This window comes from Humibacter soli, assembly GCF_054779035.1.
Window position 1 is genome coordinate 2,248,236 of the sequence record NZ_BAAGYX010000001.1, and the last position, 19,609, is coordinate 2,267,844.

Consider the following 19,609-nt stretch of genomic DNA (forward strand, 5'->3'; position numbering starts at 1 on the left):
ATGCGCACGACCGTCATCGAGCCGCCGCGGCGACTCAATCTTCCCCGCTGGTCCGACCTCTGGCAGGCCCGCGAGGTGGTGGCGCGGCTCGCCCAGCGAGACATCATCGTGCGCTACCGGCAGACGGTCCTGGGTGTCGCGTGGGTCGTGATCCAGCCGGTGATGTCCGCCGGGGTCTTCTCCCTCGTCTTCGGCACAGTCGCGGGCCTCTCCAGTGACGGACTGCCCTACTTCCTCTTCTCGTTGGCGGGCATGCTCGCATGGAACCTGTTCAACGGCACACTGTCACGTGCTTCCGCTTCCCTGGTCTCGAACCAGGCACTCGTGTCGAAGGTCTTCTTCCCTCGCATCCTCGTTCCGATCTCGACGGTCGCGAGCGTGACGTTGGATTTCCTCGTGGGCCTCGTCGTCGCAGTGATTCTGCTGTTCGTCTACCGGGTCAATCCGGGCTGGCCCGTTGTGCTCATCCCTGTCTGGGCGGTCCTGATCGCGATGATCGGCATCGGCCTCGGTATGGCGGCCTCCGCGATGATGGTCAAGTATCGCGATGTCGGTTACATGCTTCCTTGGCTGCTGCAGATTCTTCTGTACGCGAGCCCGGTCGCGTACGCGCTCTCCTCGGTGCCGGCCAACCTGAAGTGGGTGTTCGAGATCAACCCGATCACGTGGTTCCTCGAGGCGTTCCGTTGGTCGTTGGTGGGGACCGCCGCACCGCCACCGTGGCAGATCATCGGCCTGTTCATCGTGGCATTCGTCGTGCTCTTCGTGGGGACGCTCTATTTCCAAAGCCACGAACGCGAGTTCGCCGACGTGATCTGAGCAGAATGTCAGCTGGTGAACCGTCCACGGATGTGATGCGGCACCATCGCACGAAGGCGATCGCGGCGACGCGGCAGAAGATCGCGGCTCACACGGAGCATGTCTCGGTACGCCATCCAATCCCGCGCCTCGCGAGCAGCGTCGAGGGCGCTTCGTAGCATGAAGCGATAGTCAAGGCGATATCCATCCAATGGATGGTGGGGCGGCGTCGGCCTCGATCGATCCCGCCAGACGTTTCGGAAAGCCGTGAGCGTATGCAAGCCGTTCAGCACGGCGCGGCTATGCGTGTTGTTTCCGTCGTGTAGGCGCATGAACACAAGGCGACGCTCGATCAGGTGCCACTCCGTATAGCGAGCCACGTTGATGAACATCGTCCAGTCTTCTGCACACACCAGCCCTTCCGGAAAGCACCCGGCCGCGAGGAGACGATCCCGTCTCACCGCGGAACTGCTCAGATTGCCGAGGAGACCGCCCAGGAGACGGTCATAGCTACGGCCCTCGATCTTGAGATATGCCATATCGGTCTGCGGGACCGCGGTCGCTGACGCCTCCACGAGGTCATCGAGATGCGTTCCGATCACGTCGACACGAGGGCGGGAAGTCGACGCGAAGACCCAATACTCGGTGTTCACCGCCTCGGCTTCAGCATGGTCGCCAAGATAGGCGGCGAGTTCCGCAAGGAAGTCCGGATGGTAGAGGTCGTCGTCATCGAGAAAGCAGACCCAGTCTCCGGTCGCCGCCTCGATTCCCGCGTTGCGCGCACGCGCCACGCCGCCGTGCGGGACCTCGACGAACTCGACGCCCGCCGCTGCCGCCGCTGCCGCCGCCTTCTCGTCGGGGCCGTCCGAGACGACCACGATCTGATCCGCCGGTCGGCGCTGCGCCTTCACGCTGTCGATCGCATCCTTGAGCAGATGGGCTCGACGGTACGTTGGGATGACGACAGTGAAGCGCGGCACGCAGTCGACTCCTAGGTTCGTCATCACGCCGTGTGACGGCAGGGATTTCGCTCGCTGGTAGCATATCCGAAGGTCGCGGCGTTCTCGTTCGCCTGCGCCTTCGTCGGGTCGGCCAGGGAGCGGGTGCTGTCGAGATGGGACCTGCGGTCGAGGTAACGGTCGTCGTCTGCACTCGGAACGGGGCAGCCCATCTTCGCGCACATCTGTCGACTATTGCCGCGTCGGTAGGCGGCGCTTCCTCCCCCGCAGAACTGATCGTTGTCGACAACGGCTCCACCGACGACACCGCGACCGCGGCACGCGAGGTCGCGCCGGAGGCGCGCGTGGTCTCCGAGCCACGTGCCGGTCTCGCGCGGGCGCGCAATGCAGGCGTCGCCGCGGCGCGTGGGCGGGTCGTGCTCTTCACGGATGACGATGTCGAGGTGCCGCTCTCCTGGGTCGATCGAATGTCCGAGCCGCTTCTCGCTGGCTCGGCGGATGTGGTCGTCGGTGGGATCGAGGTCGACGAGGCACTGCATGAGCCATGGATGTCGCCATGGCTACTCGCCCAGTTCGCACACCACCCGGAGCCGTCGGAGGAGAACGCGTTCGTCGTGGGAGCGAATTTCGGGGCTCGAACCGCCGTGCTGCAGGAGTTGCCATTCGACGAGAACCTGGGCGCACCCCCGTATCAACGTGAGGAGGACGCTTTCTTCTGGGTGCAAGCTCGGGAGCGTCATCTTCGAGTGCGGGGCGTTCGGGGCGAGCCGATCAAGCACCTCTTCGATCGGGCGCGTCTCGAGACACCTGCGCTCATCAGCCTGGCCGAGACCATGGGGCGGTGCGAGGCCTATGTCTGGCATCACTGGCTGCACGGAGACGCCCCGCATCTGAAGCTCAAGGAGCTCGTCTACGGTGCCGACCTTGCCGTACGCCGGGTTCCCAGGGGAGGGCATCCGTCCGACACCGAACTTCGCCGGATCGCGCGCCTTGCCTTCATCCGCGAACTACGACGCCTCGAAGGCACCGAGCGTCATTATCCTTCTCCTGAAGAGCGGTCACGCGGATAAGGCCGTCGGGGGAACGGCGCGCGGTACGCGGCCAAGGCTGATGAGCCCCAGGCCCGACGCGATTCCCGCGCCGATGCTCGCTGCCCTCGTGAGGCCTCGGCCGACGCCCGAGACGACAGACTCCTCACCGAAAAGCCGTCGTCGGCCCAGCGCGCGAGCGGCATAGCCGAGTTCGGCGCCGAGCTGATGGAAGGCGACGCCGACGTACCGGTGGAACCGAGGGTCTCGAGGGCCGAGCACTCGGGCGAGGAGCACGAAGTGGTTGCGCTGCGCGTAATACGAATATCTGGCGTTGAACCGCTTGCCCTTGGCGTACGTACCCCCGACGTGCTCCACGAGCGCCGCCGGCGTGTAGATCAGGCGGTACCCGGCAAGGCGAAGCCTCAGCGCGATCTCGCTCTCCTCCCGAAGGCAGGTGCCGGGATAGTAATCCTGGATGCCCCCAACGGCGTGGACCGCGGACAGTCTGAGGGACATGTTCGCACCGAGAAAGTGGTCGACAGACACGTCGATGCCGGGGTCGGCGGCGAAATTGCCGGTGAGGGTGCCGTCTGGCAGGAACTTGCCGATCGCGTCGAGCCCCTGATGCTCCTCACCCGGCTGTCCGTTCGAAGCACGTCCGCCCACGCCGCCGATACCGGGATCGTCATACCGGCTCAGAAGCTGCTCGAGCCAATCGGGCTCTGCGTAGGCGTCATCGTCGAGGAACGCGATCACATCGACGTCGTCGGCGGCAGCAACGCCGAGCATGCGCGAAGTGGCCGTGTGCCCCCGCCCGAGCGGATTGCGCAGATACGTCACCTCGAACTTGCGTGCGATGACTTCGGAGCGATCATCGGGTGAGGAGTCGACGACGATGATCTGCATCGGAGCAACCGTCTGACGCTCGAGATGCTCCAGGCACGTGTTCAGATAGGCCGGCCGGTTATACGTCGCGATGAGAACGGCGGCAGTGGTCGACGACTTGGACACGCGCACAGACTATCGGTCGGCGGCGTCACCACCCCCGTCGCCGGTCATCCCAGCGCACTCGCAACAAGCGCGCCGATGTCCGACGGCCAGCTGTGCACCCCACCGTCGACCGTACGCAGCTGTACCGTCACCCCATTCCGGCACGTCTGGTAGGTCTCCACGTGCACCGTCGATCCCTGAGAGGTCTGCTGGGGGTCGCCGGAGCATCCGTCGAGGTGGGCCCACGTGGCGATTGCATCGCGAGCGGAAAGGATGTCGACGGTGCTGCCTGACAATGTCACGGACCCACCGCCATACGGAATCGTGGGATCGGCGGTGCCGTTGATCTGGATCACGGATATCGGCTTGCTCGGGTGACACGATGCGGACACCGTCGACGAGAACTGTCCCTCCGCGATGATGAGGGTGGTGAACGGCGCGGCCGACGCACAGCCGAGTAGATCTGTGAAGAGCGCGCCGTTGGAGAAGCCAGCGGCGATAACGTGAGCGGAGTCGACCGAGGTCTGCTGCTCGACGGCCTTCAACGCCGCCGTGGTGTACGCCACATCGTCGATGCCCGCGGTCTGGGCAGCGGTGTGCCCGTTGAGGTCGTTCCAGGTGTCCTGGTAGCCCTGCATGTACGCGACGAGGAAGCCACGCGAGTCGGCTGTTGAGGTGAGATCCGTCTCCTTCTCCGAGTCCGATGCGGTCTCGTATGCTCCGTGGAATGCCAGCACGAGAGGAAGCGGGTGGTGCGTCGCCGCTGCTGGCGGGACATGGAGGGTCAACGTGCGCTCGTGCCCCTGCACCTCGATCGTCACGGGATGGTTACCAGGTGCGAGCCCTTCCGCGGTCGGTGAAGGGGTGGCGGAGGAGGAGGGGGCGGCGGTGATCGGGGTGGACGTTGCACTCTTGTGCGCCGTAGGCGCACCGAAGACGCCCGAGGCGAGCCAGACGACCGTTCCGCAGAGAGCAAGAGCCAGGAGCGAGGAGATGAGCACGATCACTCGACCACGACGCATGCGACCATCCCCACCTGAAAGGACCAATGACGATGACCGTCATCGTCAGTATCACCTTTGCTGCTGTGGCGATCCTGTTGCTTGCTTGAGAAGCACCTGGCCCGGTCCGGAATGAACGGGGAGACGGACGCGACCCATTTCGTGAGGTTTATGCGACCGCGCCCATCAGGGGGATCTCCCACTCGGTGCGGATACGAGCGGCAGGGTGACCGGCTTCCGCGAGAAGTCCGGCGACCGACTCAACGAACGAGGGCGAGCCGCAGACGAAGCACTCCGGTTCGTCTGCGGGCGGCAGTCCGAAGAATTCCAGGTCGCGGGCGGTGATTCGACCGCTGCTTCCCGATGCCCGGGCCGGCGACCCGCTTCCGGTGACCACCCAGGTCACCTTTGCGCCGTCTTCCTCCGCGAGCAAGGCCATGTTGTCGACCCGGAGCCGCTGTCGGGGCGACCGCACGGAGCAGATCACGTGTAGCGGAGCCCCGCCAGGCTGGGTCGCCCAGGTGTTGGCGATCGCGATCAAAGGGATGATTCCGGTTCCGCCGGCGATCAGGAGGAGCGGACGGTCGCCCGTCTGTTCGGGGGTCCACGCCATCCGCTCGCCCTTGGGCCCGTGGATCTGCAGCGACATGCCGGGTCCGAGGCCGGAAACCAGTTCCGCCGACACCACGAGGTGCACCCGTGTCGGCGAATCCATGGCTGATCTATGCGCATTCGCGATGGAGTAGCTGTGCGGCCGATCCCACCGACCTCCTCCTGGCAGGCGCACGTCCACGTGCTGACCGGCGAGGTGCCCGGGCCAGTCGCCGACGTCGAGCACGATCTCTCGCATCCCCGCCTCCATCGCGAGAACGTCGACGAGCGTCGCTTCCAGCCACAGAGCCGGAGCGACCATCGTGTCGGTGACCGAGTCCCCTGACATCCGATACCCCTGCCGCAACGACCGCGCGCCTTCCGCGACGACCGTTGCCCTCGGGCAATGTTCGCGCCTTCGGCACGCCACTCCGGAGCGCCCGCGACTGCGGACATCTCAGGCTAACAGGGCGATCGCTCGGCGTCGTCCCCCAGTTCGGGCGGCCCGACGCCGATCGGGTGCGCGCATACTTGATGATGTGCCGTCGCCTCCCACGGCGAGAGGGGATCCTCCCCTCGTAGCGGCGACCGCGAGGGAACCCGATGCCTGCGCGACACTGGTGGGGCCTGTTGGCCGCCGGGACCACGGTGGCGGTCGTCGTCGCCGTGTCGTTGGTGGTGATCGGCCGAACCTCGGACGATGCCGCGTCATCCCCCTCCGACCCGCTGATCGTCCCGTCTTCGGCCACAACGCCGGTCTGCGGGTTCGACGGTGACCTCGTGAGCAAGCTGACCGCCGATCGGCCTGCCGACAAGAGCCCGCCGGCGCTCCCCGCGTGGAAGATCGGGGGCAAGGGCACGCTCGGTGGCCTGGCCGTGAACGGCGGAAGTGTCGTCGTCGATCGCGACCTCGACAACGGATCCTCTCAATTCCTACGATTCTCGCTCGAAGGAAAGAGCGAGGGGACGACCGATGTCCCGATCAAGCACGAGGGCCGCTGGGCTTTGGCCGACGACGGCTCGCTCTTCGTCGTGGACTCCTACCACGGCTCGACGCGCCGGATCGTGCACCTCGCGGCCGATGGGTCGCGACTGGGCTCCTTCGAGGTGCCGAAGAGCAGTGAGACCACCGGAAATCCGCTCGATCTGGAGTACCTCGTGTGGGTGCCGCAGTACGAAGGCTCTGCCGCGCTTCTCATCGGCGAGGGCGAGCACACGGTGCACGTCATGCGTCCGACCGGCGAAGATCTCGGCCTGCTGAAGGGCGCTCCCGATGTGATCACCGGCAGCCTCGACGCCGGCGTGATCGCCGGCTACTCCACCTCGGGCGGATCGACGCCGACCACGACCCTGGATGTCGTGGATCTCGCCTCACGCGCCACGCAGCTGCACGCCGTGTATCCCGCGGACAACGGGGAGGATTCCGATGATCACGCTGTACCAGTCACGCCATCGCCCTACCGGCTGAACTCCGTCGTGCGCGGCCCGGGTGGTGACGGTTTTCTGCTCAGCACCCCGTACGGGGTGCAGTGGGTCGACGACATCGGTGTACGCAAGGGCGTATGGCTCGCGGGGCAGGACGGCTTCTCGCCTGCGGAGCCCGCGTCGATGGTCGAGGCCGACGGCCGGTACTGGACGTTCGTGACCACAGGTGACAACGCGGTCGAGAAGGTGGCAACCCTCACTGCCGAGCAGATGAAGGCCCGCCTTGCGTCGCCGATGCTCCTCACTGCCGATGTCGAGCCCGATCTCGCTCAGCTCGGCTTGGGGATCGGTGCCGTGACTCGCGTGCCCTTCAACCACTTCGAGGACGGTCAGAAGCCGGCCGTCTACCTCCGCACCGAGAAGGGCTGGGGTGAGGCCCCTGGCGCCGCAAGACCAGCGATCGAGGTGCGCTACACCGTGACAGGGGATCCGACCCTGGCGAATCCCGTGTCGTCGGCAGAGAAGAGCGTCGCGATCCCATGGGGAGGCGGCGAGACCGCTCTACGGCTTCCGCCGACCAGGCCGGGACCATACGAGGTCAGCCTCGCCGTGGTCGACACGTCGTCCGGCGCCGTGTTGTCGGGTTCGTGCCTGCACTACTCGGTGGGGGCGCCGGGGGCGGAGCTCGGGCTCGGTGACCTCGCCGCCGGTGCCGATTGGGGTGGACCGGGTCCGCTGCGCGGCGTGCAGCTCGCCGACATCCTCGGCATCGGCAGCGACCGCGTGCAACTGGACTTCGGAGGCATCGTGCCCGATCCGAAGTCGGCCCCGAACGCGACGTCCCTCCGCTGGGACTCATTGCCGGGTGCGGGTCTCTCGGACGATCCCGACAATGATCCCTTCCAGAACCTCCGCGAGGCGGGCGCGTATGCAGCGAGCCACGGGGTGCGCCTGATCGTGCAGGTGGCGAGCGGCGGGGACGCCGAGACGGCGGCCATCGCCGCCGGCACCTGGGCAGGTTGGGTGAAGCTCATCATCGCGGAGTTCGCACGCCAGGCCCCGGCGATCACCTCGTGGGAGGCGTACAACGAGCCGAACAACTTCATGGACTCTGCGGACGCGTACTGGAAGAACGTGGAGATACCGTTTGCCGACGCCGCCCATGCCGCCCGCTCGACGTCGTACGTGATCGCCGGCAACACCCTCGGTTTCGAGACGGACTGGTGGAAGAGGGCCGCTGCCGACGGCGTCTGCTCCCACGTCGATGCGATCGGCGTGCACCCGTACACCGGGTGGAACAGGTCCTGGGAAGAAGAGGGCTTCGAAAAGAATGGAGCGGGGTTCGAGGCGCTGACGAAGGCGCTCGGGCCCTCGTGTGCCCGGCTCCCGCTCTGGGACACCGAGTCGGGCTGGACTTCCGACAGCGCGGTGGCGTACTGGGATCAGGGCTCGAACGTCGCCCGCAAACTGCTGTGGTACCAGCAGGACGGCATCGCCGGCTGGACGTACTTCTTCAGCGAAGGCGGCTGGGGAGAGAACGACTCGAGCTGGTCACTCATTCAGAATCGGTCCTACGTCAAACCGGGCGGCCTCGCTTATGCCACGGTTTCCCGGCTGCTGAAGGGGCGCGGCAAACCTGTATCCGTGAGTGCCGGCATCCCGTTCACTCACGTCATGAGAGTGCCCGGCGACGACACGATGCTTGTGGCGTGGACCGATGAGGCACGGATGACGGCGAAGCTGACCACCGACGCCTCGTCGGTGCGCGCTACGGACGAATACGGTGGGACGAGCGACATCCACCTCTCGGGCGGGGCAGCCTCAGTGACGCTGACGGCAACGCCGCAGTTCTTCCAGGCGCCCAAGGGCAGTGCGATCAAGCTCGGAGCGCCGGAGCCATACGGGGACGACCTGCTGAAGGAGCAGACCGTCACAGCATCGTCCACGCACACCGGCTCGAATCCACAGGTGATCACCTCGGGCACTGCCGACCCGTACCGTCCGTGGCGCTCCGGCTCCGTTGGCGGCAAGGTCGATGCCGAGCCCACCGTGACGATCCCCCTGAGTGCTACGACGACGATCGATCGCGTGGCTGTGGCGACCGGGAACATCGCGTGCTGCGAGGCGGGATTGCGTACGTACACGGTGTCGGTGCAGAAGGCAGACGGATCGTGGCACGTCGTCGCCAGCCCGACTGATCAGTTCTGGGTTCGAACAGTGGTGTTCCACTTCGCTCCTGTCGCCGCGAAGGCGGTCAGGGTGAGCGCCGAATGGACGACCATCCGCGGCGTCAAGGTTCTCGACATGAACTACACGGGCTTCGTCGGGGGCCTTCCACCGCCCTTCATGGGGCTCAAGACCGAGAGCGACTACGTGATGTCGGTGTCGGCGGTGTCGGCCTGGGCGCCGGCGAGGTCAAGGTAGAGGGACTCGTACGCGTCGACGGTGCGATCCCAGGTGAACTCGCGAACCCGCACAGCGCCCGCCACACCGATCGCCGTCGCCCGCCCGGGGTTCTCGACGAGGTCGCGAAGCGCCGTCGCCAAGGCGTCGATGTTCTCTGGATCGACGAGCAGGCCGTCGACGCCGTCGGTGACGAACTCCGGTGGCCCGCCGCGCGTCGTCGCGATCAGCGCAGAGGCGGCGCGCCACACCTCGAGGGCGGCGATCCCGAACGGCTCGGTGCGGCTCGGCACCACCCCGACTATCGCACCACGGCGCAATCCGCCCACGGTTGGCCGATCGAGCCAGCCGGGCAGGATGACCCGCTCTCCCACCCCCAGCCGGTCGGCCTGCTCGCGCAGCGCTCCGAGCTCGGGTCCTCCCCCGCCGATCACCAAGCGCACGTCATCCGACAGCTCAGCGCGCGCGAACGCCTCCACCAGCAGGTCGAAGCCCTTGAGCCGCTGGACCCGGCCGACGGCGGCGATATAGCGACCGTCGGCGCCCTCCGGCGGAGGGCCGACCGTCTCGTCGGGGTCGATCCCGTTGAAGACGACGATTCCTCGACCGTCGGCCAGCCCGAACCGAGCCACCAGGTCGTCGAGCGCGACCTTCGAGCATCCGGTGACGGCCGCGGCGGAGGCCAGCCCCTTGCGCAGGCTGTCGGTTGCGAACCGTGAGTGCGAGAACACGCCTTCGTCATCGGCGAGGGTCTCGCCGTGCGCCGTGATGATCATCGGAGTGCCTGTGCGCTTCGCGAGTCGTCTGGCGTACGTGCCGTTAGGGCCGAAGCAGTGCACGTGGATGATGTCGGGCCGATGCGAGCGGAACGCCGCACGCCAGCGAGCGGCAGCGAAGGGCATCCGCCAGGCGAAGCCGAGCATGGCCCTGGCCGAGCGTGCGGGCAGGGGCGCTGGCAGATCACGCACCTCGATGCCGTCGACCTCGCGCACGCTGTATCGCCCTTCGCGGTCGATCGTCCATACGACGACCGCGTGCCCGCGGCCGCGCAAGATGCGCGCGACGTTGCGCACATGCTCCTCGACGCCGCCGACATAAGGGTCGTACGAACTCGTCGCCAGCGCGATCCTCACGATGCCACCGCCACACTCCAACGCTACTGCCCGCCCTAAGGTTGACGTGTCGCGAGCGAAGGGGGAACGATGCGCCGACTGAGCGTGCTCGAGCTCGACCACACCGCTCAGGAAGGCGGGGCAGAACTGGCGTTGCTTCGTGTCGCCGAGGTGCTTCGCAATGACGACGACCTCGAGCTGCGCGTGCTCCTCTTCTCAGACGGACCGTTGAGGGCGCGGCTCGTGTCGGCAGGAGTGCAGACCGCCGTACTGCCCCTCGACGAGGGCATCGCGACCGCCTCTCGCGATCGGATCATCGCTGGCGCCGCCAGATCCGCGCTGAGCGCAGCGAAGTACGTTCCGCGGCTGGCCAGAGCAATCCGTGGTTCCCACGCCGACGTGGTCGTTGCGAACTCGCTCAAATCCGCGGTCTTCGCCTTTCTCGCGGCCCCGCTCGCCGGACGGCGGTGGGTGTGGCAGCTGCATGACCGCCTCGCGACCGACTACCTGCCTGCACCCCTGGTCGCAGCCACTCGACTGATCGCCGTACTGGGACCGCGCGCCATCGTCGTCAACTCGCGCGCGACGCTTGAGACTCTTCCCGCCAGCGCCAGACGCAAGGCGGTCGTCGCCTATCCCGGTCTCCCGCCGGAGGCGTTCACGCGTGCCGAACCGGCGTCGGGAGACGTCGTGGTGGGCATCCTCGGCCGCATCAGCCCCACGAAAGGACAGCGCGAGTTCCTCGAGGCTGCAGCGATCGTGGCGGCCGCCCGCGAGGACGTTCGGTTCACCGTCATCGGCGGCGCCCTCTTCGGCGAGGACGGTTACGAGGCCGAACTGCGTGACCTTGCCGAGCGACTCGGCGTCGCCGACCGCGTCGAGTTCACGGGCTGGGTGTCGGATGCCCCCGCCCGCCTTCGCGAGCTGACCCTGCTCGTGCACGCGTCGCCCACGCCCGAGCCGTTCGGCCAGGTGATCGTCGAGGCGATGGCGGCAGGCGTGCCGGTCGTCGCCACCGCGGCCGGCGGGGTGCCGGAGATCCTCGACGAGAACGGCGGCGCATCGGACGCCCTGTGGTGGACGACGGCGACGGGAGTGCTGGTGCTGCCGGGCGACTCGATGGCACTTGCACAGGCCATGGAGTCGGTACTCGACGATCCTGTCTCCGCGTCAAGCCGCGCTCAGGCAGCGCGCGATGACGCCCATCGACGTTTCACCATCGCCCAGACGGCTCGCACCGTGTTGCGAGGGTGGCGAGACGGCGTCACCCGCAGCGTCTAGTCTGATTGCGCGTTCATCGACACGTGCATCCCTCGACTCTTGGAGACTGCAATGCCCGAATTGTCAGCACCGATTCCCTCGTGGCGCGATCGTTGGAGCGGCGAACCCGGCGGTTACGTCGTGCTCGATCTCGGGCTCCAGCCCGCCTCCGATCTCTTTCCCCGTCCGGACGCCCCGGGACCCGACCCGCGATATCCCCTGCGCATGGTGTTCAGCACGACAAGCGGTCTGATCCAGCTCGAGGATGACCCGACGACGCCGGAGGAAGTGTTGGGCATCGAGCCCAAGGCCGTCGTCGAACAGGCGGAAGCGGCGGTCGCTCAGGCTGCAGAGGCCGGCTACCTCGTCGCGGGCGAGCGCGTCTTCGAGTATCCGAGCCCCCACGGCGGCTCCTGGACGGCGCAGCTCGCCGAGCGCGGACTGAAATCGGTCAAGACCGATCAGGTCGATGTCGTCATCGACAACTTCGGCATCATGCACGATCGCGATCAGAAGAGCGCGCTGGTCGAGCGGGTCTCCCACCTCGGTCCGGACGGCGTTCTCCTGCTGCAGTACCACAATGTGGCGGCCGTCGTGCGACACGGCATGTGGAACTCGCTCAAGCTCGGCCACTACGCCCTCTATTCGACGCCGGTGCTTGTCGGCATGGCAGAAGAGCTCGGCCTCGTTGCGCTGAACGCTTGGGAATACCCCCTGTACAGCGGGACTGTTCTCATCGCGTTCGCCCGAAAGGGCAGCAAGTGGGGCGACGACCAGGGCGAGACAGTGACAGCGATGATCGATCGTGAGCTGGCCGAGGGAATCACCGATCCCGCATACGTCGCCAGCCTCGACACCGCCGTGACCCAGAGCGTGGCCGCCATCGACGGATATCTGACGGACGCCGCCGCAAAGGGCCTCCGTGTCGCAGGCTATGGTGCGGCATCCAGGACAGCTTCACTCCTCTGCGCTGCCGACATCACCAGTGAGAAGATGTTCGTCATCGCTGATGGGGCGCCTGGCAAGCACGGCCTTTCCATGCCGGTGAACAGGATCCCGATCGTGTCTCCGCAAGAGCTGATCGACCTTCGACCCGATCGCGTGCTCCTGTTCGTGCCGGATCTGCTCGACGAGGTGCGACGCAGTTATCCCGAGATCGAGGCGAACGGTGGACGCTGGGTCCTCATGGAGCCGGCTCCGCACGAGGTCGACCCGATCTAGTCGAGACGGCCACCCGCGGAGCCAGGACGCTTGCGGGTGGCCCCTCAGGCACCCTCGGTGATCCCGAGTGTGTCGCGAACGAACTCCCGCCAGGTCGGGCTGGCCGCATCCTTCTCGCTCAGCTCGCCCCGAGGCTCCAGCCATTCGATGGCCAGCTCCGGGTCGTAGGGATTGACTCCGACCTCACCCGGCTCGTAGAACCGATCGGAGCGATAGCAGAAGTCGGCGACCTCGCTGGTGGCTTGATAGCCGTGAAGACATCCGGCAGGCACATAGACCTGACGGTGGTCGACGTCGTCGAGCACGAAGGTCTCGATCATCCCGAACGTCGCTGAACCCGGGCGGGCGTCGAGCACGACGTCGAGAACGCTTCCCCTCGCGCACCTGGCCAGCTTCGCTTCGCCTTCTCCGAGCCGACCATGCAATCCCCGAACCCCGCCGAGATAAGACCTCGACTGGTTCTCCTGCTTGAACGAGGCGGGATCGATTCCCGCGGACGCGAGGACCGCGACGTCGAGCGTGCGCGTGAAGAATCCGCGGTGATCGTGAATCGGCGTCGGCTGGAACTGCACGACTCCTTCGATGGTCGACCTGCTGACGATCACGATCCTGCCCCTCGCTCGATGTAGAACTCGACTTGGTCGCGCGTGACGTCGAGCGGGGACTTCCCTGCCCGCACGCGCTTCTCCCACTGCACCGTGAGCCCGATGGCGTCCGGAACTCGCAGGGCCGGCCGCCAGCCGAGGGCGGACCGCGACTTCGACGAGTCGACCATGAGCAGCCCGGCTTCGTGCGGGCCCCCGTCATCCTCGTCGATCCAGGTCGCCCCATCGCCCCACAGTCTCGCGGCCTCGGTGGCAAGGCCTCCGACCGTGAGCCCATCTTCCGCGGCAGGTCCGAAGTTCCATGCCGTGTCGTTCTTCGAGGCATCGAGCCTGGAAGCGAGAGTGAGGTAGCCGCTGAGCGGCTCGAGGACGTGCTGCCATGGCCGGGTGGCGTGCGGACGCCGCAGCCGTGCGGGTCGCCCGTCCGCGAACCCGTTGATCAACTCTGGGATGAGAGCATCCGGAGTTGCGTCGCCCCCACCGATCACGTTGCCGGCGCGAGCCGTTGCCACGCTGAATCCCGCGCGTGGAAACGACACGGCGAACGAATGGCTTGCGAGCTCGGCCGCGGCTTTGCTGGCGCTGTAAGGGTCGTCTCCACCGAGATGGTCGACCTCGCGGTACCCCCATGGCCATTCGTTGTTGCGGTAGACCTTGTCCGTCGTCACCACGACGACCCGCTCCACGGCGTCGACGGCGCGCGCTGCTTGCAGCACGGAGAGCGTGCCGTCGACGTTCACCGCGAATGTCTCACGCGGGGTGGCATATGACTCTCGCACGATCGACTGAGCCGCAAGATGCAGGACGATTTCGGCGCCGGAATCACGGATGGCTTGCATGACCCGGTCCGCATCACGGATGTCCCCCCGCACGTCGGTCTCAAGGAGGGACCCGACCGATGCGCGTGAATAGAGGAACGTCGAAGGTGTCTCGAGGGCGTAGCCGTGGACGCGGGCGCCCAATCGATTCAACAGCACGCACAGCCAGGCACCTTTGAATCCGGTATGACCCGTGATGAAAACCGAGCGTCCTTGCCAGTACGCTGTGTCCATACTCAAACAGTAGGACATCGACGCTTCCCGACATGAGCGCGCCGATCGACACCATTGGAGCGAGCCGTGGGGGACCGTGTGCGCAGTTTTGAGGAATCGAAGGCCGCGCAGGCGCGGTTGCACGAGCTGGTGCCCGGTGGCGCGCATACCAACGCGCGGGGCTCAGACCAGTATCCGGAGGCGATGACGCCGATCATCGTGCGCGGTGACGGCGCGCGAGTGCTCGACCTCGACGGCAACTGGCTTGTCGAGTACGGGCTGGGTGCCAAGGCAGTGACACTCGGATATGGCTACCGGCCGGTCGCGGATGCAGTCGCGGCGGCTGCTCACGAGGGCGTCGGGTTCTCGCGTCCTTCGGTCTGGGAACTTCGCGCCGCCGAGCGGTTCCTCCAGATGGTCCCTACGGCCGAGATGGTCAAGTTCGCCAAGAACGGCTCCGACGTGACCACGGCGGCCATCAAGCTCGCCCGCGCCGCGACGGGCAGGGACCTGGTGGCGATCTGCCGTACGCAGCCGTTCTTCTCGGTGGACGACTGGTTCATGGCCACCACCCCGATGGCGGCTGGCATCCCCCAGGCGGTGCGCGATCTCACCGTCACGTTCGCATACAACGACCTCGATTCGTTGAAGGCCGTCCTTGCGGAGCATCCCGGCGAGATCGCCGCTGTGATCATGGAGCCGGCTACCGGAACGACCGAGCCCGCTCCAGGATTCCTCGAGGGCGTGCGTGACCTCGCGGACAAGGACGGTTTCGTGCTCGTCTTCGACGAGATGATCTCGGGGATGCGCTGGTCTTCCGCGGGTGCCCACTCGGTCTATGGCGTGACGCCTGACCTCTCGACGTGGGGCAAGGCGCTGGGAAACGGGTTCAGCATCTCCGCCCTCGCGGGCAAGCGCGATCTGATGGAACTCGGCGGTCTGAATACCGACGCATCTCGTGTCTTCCTTCTGTCCACTACCCACGGAGGAGAGACGACAGGTCTCGCGGCGTATCTCGCGGTAGCCGACGATTACGAGCAACGAGACGTCATAGGACTCATGGAGTCTCAGGGCCTCAAGCTCAAGAACGCACTCGTCTCCGTCATCGCCGAGGCGGGACTGAGCGACAACATCGCCATCCTCGGTCGGCCGTCGGCCCTCGTGTTCGGCACCAAGGATCATGAGGGCAAGCCATCGCAGCCGTTCCGCACCCTCTTCATCCAGGAGCTGCTGCGCCACGGCGTGCTTGCCCAATCGCTGATCGTCTCGGCTGCGCACAGCGACGATGACATCGACGTGACGACCGATGCATTCGCGGCCGCCGCGCGTGTGTACGCTCGGGCGATCGAGTCGAAGACGACCGACGGTTATCTCGAGGGCCGGCCGGTCGCTCCCGCCGTACGAGAGTTCGCCGCCCCGCGGCGTCTGGGGGTCTGACATGAAGGTCGTACTGTTCTGCGGCGGGATGGGCATGCGCATCCGCGCAGACAATCAGTCGGCACCCAAGCCCATGACGCCGATCGGTGACCGTCCGATCCTTTGGCACATCATGCGTTACTACGCGCACTTCGGCCACACGGAGTTCATCCTCTGTCTCGGCTATGGGGCGAACGTCATCAAGGACTACTTCCTCAACTACCGAGAGACGGCCTCGAACGACTTCGTGCTCAGCGACGCCGGCCGCGACATCCAGCTGCTCGAATCCGACATCTCCGACTGGAAGATCACCTTCGTCGACACCGGGCTGACGACCGCGATCGGCGAGCGTCTCCGCAGAGTGCGGCCGTATCTCGATGGCGACGAGGTCTTCCTCGCCAACTATGGTGACGGCGTCTCAGACGCCGATATGAACGCTCTGATCGATGCCCTGCCGAACGACCACGTGGGCAGCCTGCTCGCCGTTCCGCCGCAAGACTCCTTTCACGTGGTCGGACTCGACCAGGACGGCGGCATGACGGGGATCGTCCCGGTCGCCTCCATGAACATGTGGATCAACGGAGGATTCTTCGTTCTGCGCCAGGGCATTTTCGACTACATCGACGAGGGCCAGGACCTCGTGATGGACGGATGCATCAAGGCTGCCGCCGAGGGCAGGTTCAGCGCGAACCGCTACGAAGGCTTCTGGGCGTGCATGGACACCCTCAAAGAAAGGGCGCAGCTCGAGGAACTGCATGCGTCCGGCCACGCTCCCTGGGAGATCTGGCGGCCGAGCCCGCACGGTATTCGTTGATGTCACTCGTGCGCGTCGGCATCTGGGGGGTGTACGGACGAGGAAACTACGGCAATGAGGCCGCGTTGTCGGCCTTCCTGGAACAGCTGGATCGGCGAACTTATTCGCCCGTGCTGTTGACCGAGGCTCCGGAGTCAGCGTCTCGGCTGCACGGCGTCCCCGCCCTCAGACTGGGCAACGCCGTCTCATCATCGGGGCACTCCGTCTGGCGCATGGTCACGACGATGGTCAACAGGCTCGGCTACCTCGCCGCAGCCATCCGTGCCGCCGGCAGGCTCGACGCCATCGTGATCGCGGGCAGCGGCGGCCTCGAGCGCTATGGCGCTGGGTCGTTCGGAACACCGTTCGAGGTCTGGTCACTGGCGATCGCGTGCCAGGTCAGGCGCAAGCCGTTCATACTGCTCGACATCGGCGTCGAATACCTGCCCCGTCGACTTGCACGCGTCTTCGCACGCCATGCAGTTCGCGCCGCAACCTATCGTTCGTATCGGGACGAAGCGTCCCGCACAAACGCACGGGCCATGGCGCGCACGAGTGCCCTCGACGACATCGTGGTGACCGACATGGTATTCGCGCTCGACCCGCAGCAGGCGAGCGTCCGCGACTCAGACAAGATCATCGTCGGTGTCATGGACTACTGGGGGCGTGACAGCCTGCTCAGCGCCGCCGACGCACACGAGGCATTCGTCGTTCGCTGCGTGGCCCTCATCGAAGACCTGATCGGTCGCGGCAGAACCGTCGAGCTCGTGGGAGGGGACGACGGTGACCTCGAAATGGCCCGTCTCGTCGACGAGCGCGTCGACGGTGCCGGACTCGTCATCCATCGCGCTGAGACGACCTCGGAGCTCACCAAGGTGCTCTCGTCGGCGCCCGTCGTCATCGCTACTCGATATCACACGCTGATCATGGCCCTGTTGAGCGGTACGCCGACCGTGTCGATCGGCTATGGAGCGAAGCACCCCTCGATGCTGCGTCAATTCCATCTGCCGGAGACGCATCGCGACACAGAGAGCTTCGACCCAGCAGAGGTAGCGGAACTGGCGATCAAGGAGGCGGATGACTTCGCGACGACGTCGCCGCTCATCCTGAGTGCCGTGGATGACGCCAAGGACCGGCTGAACGCGCAATGGCCCTCCGTCCACAGGGCGATGGCGGCGAGAAAGGACTCGGCCGGATGACCAGCCTCACCCTTCCGGACGGTCGCCTGAACGTGCTGGCGATCGGCGCGCACCCCGACGATATCGAGATCGGGTGCGGTGGAACGCTTCTGCTGCTCGGAGAGCGAAAAGACGTCGAGCTGCGCTCGCTCGTGCTCACCGGGACTACAGAGCGAGAGACCGAAGCGCGGCAAGCCGCTCGAGGATTCGGCATCCAGACGGCGCCTGTGTTCGCCGGTCTTCCAGATGCGCGTCTCCCTGAGCACTGGGCGCAGGTCAAGACGGCCCTGCATGCCTTCCGTGAGTCGAGCCCGCGACCCGACCTCGTCCTGGTCCCTCGGCCGGATGACGCGCATCAGGACCACAGACTGCTAGGACAGCTGGCCCCTACGGTGTGGCGTGGACCGCTCGTGCTCCACTATGAGATCCCCAAGTGGGATGGCGATCTCGGCCGGCCGAACGTGTACGTTCCGCTTTCACCTTCCATCGCAAGCCGCAAGGTGGAGCTGCTGAATGCGTCATTCCCGTCGCAACACGGCAGGGACTGGTGGGATGACGAGTTCTTCCTGAGCCTCCTTCGTCTGCGGGGCGCGGAGACCCAGAGCCGCTATGCCGAGGCCTTTACAGCGACCAAGCTCTCGATCACGCTGGAGCCGACATGGCCCGCCTGACCTTCGGTATCCCGGTCTACAACGGCGAGAGGTTCCTTCCGGCGGCACTCGCCTCGGTGCAGGATCAGGATCTTGCAGACATCCGCATCGTCATCTCCGACAACGGCTCGACCGACGGGACAGAAGCTCTGTGCCGTGCCGCTGCAGCGAAAGACGAGCGCATCGAATACCACCGGTACGACGTGAACCGTGGCGGTATCTGGAACTATCAGAACGTCATGGCGCTGTGCGACACCGAACTGTTCAGTTGGATGGCAGCCGACGACATCAAGCTGCCGGGCTTTGCCCGCACGACGATCGCCGCGCTCGACGCCGGCGGGCCCGAAGTCGCGTTCGCGTGTCCCCGCACGCGGATCATCAATGCCGATGGTGTCATCTACGAGGATCTCAACGACGCCGACATGGGGTTGGCCAGGCCGATGGCGCACGAGCGTGTACGGAACCTCCTGCGGGCCCAGGCATCGCATCCGATGTATGGCGTCATCCGCATGTCGGCACTACACAAGACCAGGGGCATCCGGTCAACGCTGGGCGACGACATGGTGCTGCTCGTCGAGTTGCTGTGCGCTGGCAAGATGGCGACTGCTCCCGAGCAGACATTCCTTCAGCGGCGACACGATGCGCAGGTCTCTGTACAAGGCTCGAGCTCGTCGACCTGGTTCGCCCCAGGGCAACGTGGCAACAGATCGTTCGCTGAGACGCGTACGAACATCGAGCTGTATCGGGGCGTCGCGCACAGCGACCTGCCGTTCATGGAAAAGCTGAGGACCTGGGCGACGCTCGGACCGTCGTGGGTGTTTCCGCGCTGGCGGGCCATGGCACGCGACGTCGCGAATGCTGTGGGAGTCAGCCCGAGTGCGGGACGACTGCGCGAGCAGCAGCAGGCGCAAGCACGCGCTCAGCGGCCCTCGCACGACACAGCGCCGACCCCTCCAGATGTCGACGGTGGGATCCGTCCAGAGAGCGATAACACCCCGGGCTCTTCGACCGACAGCTGAAGAGGACACCGGTCGCGCTGCACCGTCGATGAGGCATCCTGCACAAGATGACGATTACTCACTGAATCTGAATGAACCTTCAGAAAGGGATATCCGAACTCAGAAATTCGCGCCGAGGCGCGAGTT

At 66.0% G+C, this 19,609-nt stretch carries 17 protein-coding genes; 10 read left to right on the forward strand and 7 right to left on the reverse strand.

Going from position 1 to position 19,609, the window contains the following annotated elements:
• The gene (locus ACYVDN_RS10435; protein ID WP_460571110.1) at positions 1-819 is read left to right on the forward strand and encodes an ABC transporter permease; all 819 of its coding nucleotides are present in this window, start codon (positions 1-3) and stop codon (positions 817-819) included.
• An 8-nt stretch (positions 820-827) separates the two neighbouring features.
• Here ACYVDN_RS10435 and ACYVDN_RS10440 read toward each other — a convergent pair whose 3' ends face one another.
• On the reverse strand, positions 828-1,778 hold the full coding sequence (locus ACYVDN_RS10440) for a glycosyltransferase family 2 protein (protein WP_460571112.1): 951 nt from the start codon (positions 1,776-1,778) through the stop codon (positions 828-830).
• A 134-nt stretch (positions 1,779-1,912) separates the two neighbouring features.
• Between ACYVDN_RS10440 and ACYVDN_RS10445 the strand changes: the two genes are divergently transcribed.
• A complete protein-coding gene (locus ACYVDN_RS10445; RefSeq protein WP_460571114.1) occupies positions 1,913-2,827 on the forward strand; it encodes a glycosyltransferase family 2 protein in 915 nt (304 codons plus the stop codon).
• Here ACYVDN_RS10445 and ACYVDN_RS10450 read toward each other — a convergent pair.
• The 3 genes from ACYVDN_RS10450 to ACYVDN_RS10460 form a co-directional block, all read right to left on the reverse strand.
• A complete protein-coding gene (locus ACYVDN_RS10450) occupies positions 2,816-3,799 on the reverse strand; it encodes a glycosyltransferase family 2 protein (protein ID WP_460571116.1) in 984 nt (327 codons plus the stop codon). The genes ACYVDN_RS10445 and ACYVDN_RS10450 overlap by 12 nt on opposite strands.
• A 44-nt stretch (positions 3,800-3,843) precedes the next feature.
• Complete coding sequence (locus ACYVDN_RS10455; RefSeq protein ID WP_460571118.1) at positions 3,844-4,800, reverse strand: CE1 family esterase; 957 nt, start codon at positions 4,798-4,800, stop codon at positions 3,844-3,846.
• A 148-nt stretch (positions 4,801-4,948) separates the two neighbouring features.
• A complete protein-coding gene (locus tag ACYVDN_RS10460; protein WP_460571120.1) occupies positions 4,949-5,719 on the reverse strand; it encodes a ferredoxin--NADP reductase in 771 nt (256 codons plus the stop codon).
• Between the two features lie 254 nt (positions 5,720-5,973).
• Between ACYVDN_RS10460 and ACYVDN_RS10465 the strand changes: the two genes are divergently transcribed.
• Complete coding sequence (locus ACYVDN_RS10465) at positions 5,974-9,219, forward strand: glycoside hydrolase 5 family protein (RefSeq protein ID WP_460571122.1); 3,246 nt, start codon at positions 5,974-5,976, stop codon at positions 9,217-9,219.
• On the opposite strand, the gene ACYVDN_RS10470 is transcribed toward ACYVDN_RS10465, so the two are convergent.
• Positions 9,165-10,331, reverse strand: a complete 1,167-nt coding sequence (locus ACYVDN_RS10470; protein WP_460571124.1) for a glycosyltransferase family 4 protein — start codon at positions 10,329-10,331, stop codon at positions 9,165-9,167. The genes ACYVDN_RS10465 and ACYVDN_RS10470 overlap by 55 nt on opposite strands.
• A gap of 69 nt (positions 10,332-10,400) precedes the next feature.
• On the opposite strand from ACYVDN_RS10470, the gene ACYVDN_RS10475 reads away from it, so the two are divergent.
• Positions 10,401-11,591: a glycosyltransferase family 4 protein gene (locus ACYVDN_RS10475; RefSeq protein ID WP_460571126.1), complete on the forward strand. Its 1,191-nt coding sequence runs from the start codon at positions 10,401-10,403 to the stop codon at positions 11,589-11,591.
• 51 nt (positions 11,592-11,642) lie between these two features.
• Positions 11,643-12,791: a hypothetical protein gene (locus ACYVDN_RS10480; protein ID WP_460571128.1), complete on the forward strand. Its 1,149-nt coding sequence runs from the start codon at positions 11,643-11,645 to the stop codon at positions 12,789-12,791.
• A gap of 44 nt (positions 12,792-12,835) precedes the next feature.
• Here the strand turns inward: ACYVDN_RS10480 and ACYVDN_RS10485 are convergent, their stop codons facing one another.
• Entirely contained in the window at positions 12,836-13,396 is a 561-nt protein-coding gene (locus tag ACYVDN_RS10485) for a dTDP-4-dehydrorhamnose 3,5-epimerase family protein (protein WP_460571130.1), read from the reverse strand.
• A complete protein-coding gene (gene rfbG / locus ACYVDN_RS10490; protein WP_460571132.1) occupies positions 13,393-14,595 on the reverse strand; it encodes a CDP-glucose 4,6-dehydratase in 1,203 nt (400 codons plus the stop codon). The genes ACYVDN_RS10485 and rfbG overlap by 4 nt, the downstream gene beginning before the upstream one ends.
• Between rfbG and ACYVDN_RS10495 the strand changes: the two genes are divergently transcribed.
• The 5 genes from ACYVDN_RS10495 to ACYVDN_RS10515 are packed head-to-tail and all read left to right on the forward strand — an operon-like array spanning position 14,515 to position 19,483.
• Entirely contained in the window at positions 14,515-15,864 is a 1,350-nt protein-coding gene (locus ACYVDN_RS10495) for a PLP-dependent aminotransferase family protein (protein ID WP_460571134.1), read from the forward strand. The two genes, rfbG and ACYVDN_RS10495, sit on opposite strands and share 81 nt — an antisense overlap.
• A 1-nt stretch (position 15,865) precedes the next feature.
• Positions 15,866-16,657 (forward strand): glycosyltransferase family protein, encoded by a 792-nt coding sequence (locus tag ACYVDN_RS10500; RefSeq protein WP_460571136.1) that lies wholly within the window; start codon positions 15,866-15,868, stop codon positions 16,655-16,657.
• Positions 16,657-17,835 carry a polysaccharide pyruvyl transferase family protein gene (locus ACYVDN_RS10505; RefSeq protein WP_460571138.1) on the forward strand — a complete coding sequence of 393 codons (1,179 nt, stop codon included), beginning with the start codon at positions 16,657-16,659 and terminating at the stop codon, positions 17,833-17,835. Before ACYVDN_RS10500 ends, ACYVDN_RS10505 begins: the two co-directional genes overlap by 1 nt.
• A complete protein-coding gene (locus tag ACYVDN_RS10510) occupies positions 17,832-18,485 on the forward strand; it encodes a PIG-L deacetylase family protein (protein ID WP_460571140.1) in 654 nt (217 codons plus the stop codon). Before ACYVDN_RS10505 ends, ACYVDN_RS10510 begins: the two co-directional genes overlap by 4 nt.
• Complete coding sequence (locus ACYVDN_RS10515; RefSeq protein WP_460571142.1) at positions 18,473-19,483, forward strand: glycosyltransferase family 2 protein; 1,011 nt, start codon at positions 18,473-18,475, stop codon at positions 19,481-19,483. The genes ACYVDN_RS10510 and ACYVDN_RS10515 overlap by 13 nt, the downstream gene beginning before the upstream one ends.
• The last annotated feature ends 126 nt before the right edge of the window (positions 19,484-19,609 follow it).

What these genes read in the sequence shown, in the direction of transcription:
- ACYVDN_RS10435 (WP_460571110.1), top strand. Translation starts at nt 1, where the DNA reads ATGCGCACGACCGTCATCGAGCCGCCGCGGCGACTCAATCTTCCCCGC.
- ACYVDN_RS10460 (WP_460571120.1), bottom strand. Translation starts at nt 5,719, where the DNA reads ATGTCAGGGGACTCGGTCACCGACACGATGGTCGCTCCGGCTCTGTGG.
- ACYVDN_RS10455 (WP_460571118.1), bottom strand. Translation starts at nt 4,800, where the DNA reads ATGCGTCGTGGTCGAGTGATCGTGCTCATCTCCTCGCTCCTGGCTCTT.
- ACYVDN_RS10500 (WP_460571136.1), top strand. Translation starts at nt 15,866, where the DNA reads ATGAAGGTCGTACTGTTCTGCGGCGGGATGGGCATGCGCATCCGCGCA.
- ACYVDN_RS10505 (WP_460571138.1), top strand. Translation starts at nt 16,657, where the DNA reads ATGTCACTCGTGCGCGTCGGCATCTGGGGGGTGTACGGACGAGGAAAC.
- ACYVDN_RS10465 (WP_460571122.1), top strand. Translation starts at nt 5,974, where the DNA reads ATGCCTGCGCGACACTGGTGGGGCCTGTTGGCCGCCGGGACCACGGTG.
- ACYVDN_RS10480 (WP_460571128.1), top strand. Translation starts at nt 11,643, where the DNA reads ATGCCCGAATTGTCAGCACCGATTCCCTCGTGGCGCGATCGTTGGAGC.
- ACYVDN_RS10510 (WP_460571140.1), top strand. Translation starts at nt 17,832, where the DNA reads ATGACCAGCCTCACCCTTCCGGACGGTCGCCTGAACGTGCTGGCGATC.
- rfbG (WP_460571132.1), bottom strand. Translation starts at nt 14,595, where the DNA reads ATGCGCGCCACCGGGCACCAGCTCGTGCAACCGCGCCTGCGCGGCCTT.
- ACYVDN_RS10475 (WP_460571126.1), top strand. Translation starts at nt 10,401, where the DNA reads ATGCGCCGACTGAGCGTGCTCGAGCTCGACCACACCGCTCAGGAAGGC.
- ACYVDN_RS10515 (WP_460571142.1), top strand. Translation starts at nt 18,473, where the DNA reads ATGGCCCGCCTGACCTTCGGTATCCCGGTCTACAACGGCGAGAGGTTC.
- ACYVDN_RS10445 (WP_460571114.1), top strand. Translation starts at nt 1,913, where the DNA reads ATGGGACCTGCGGTCGAGGTAACGGTCGTCGTCTGCACTCGGAACGGG.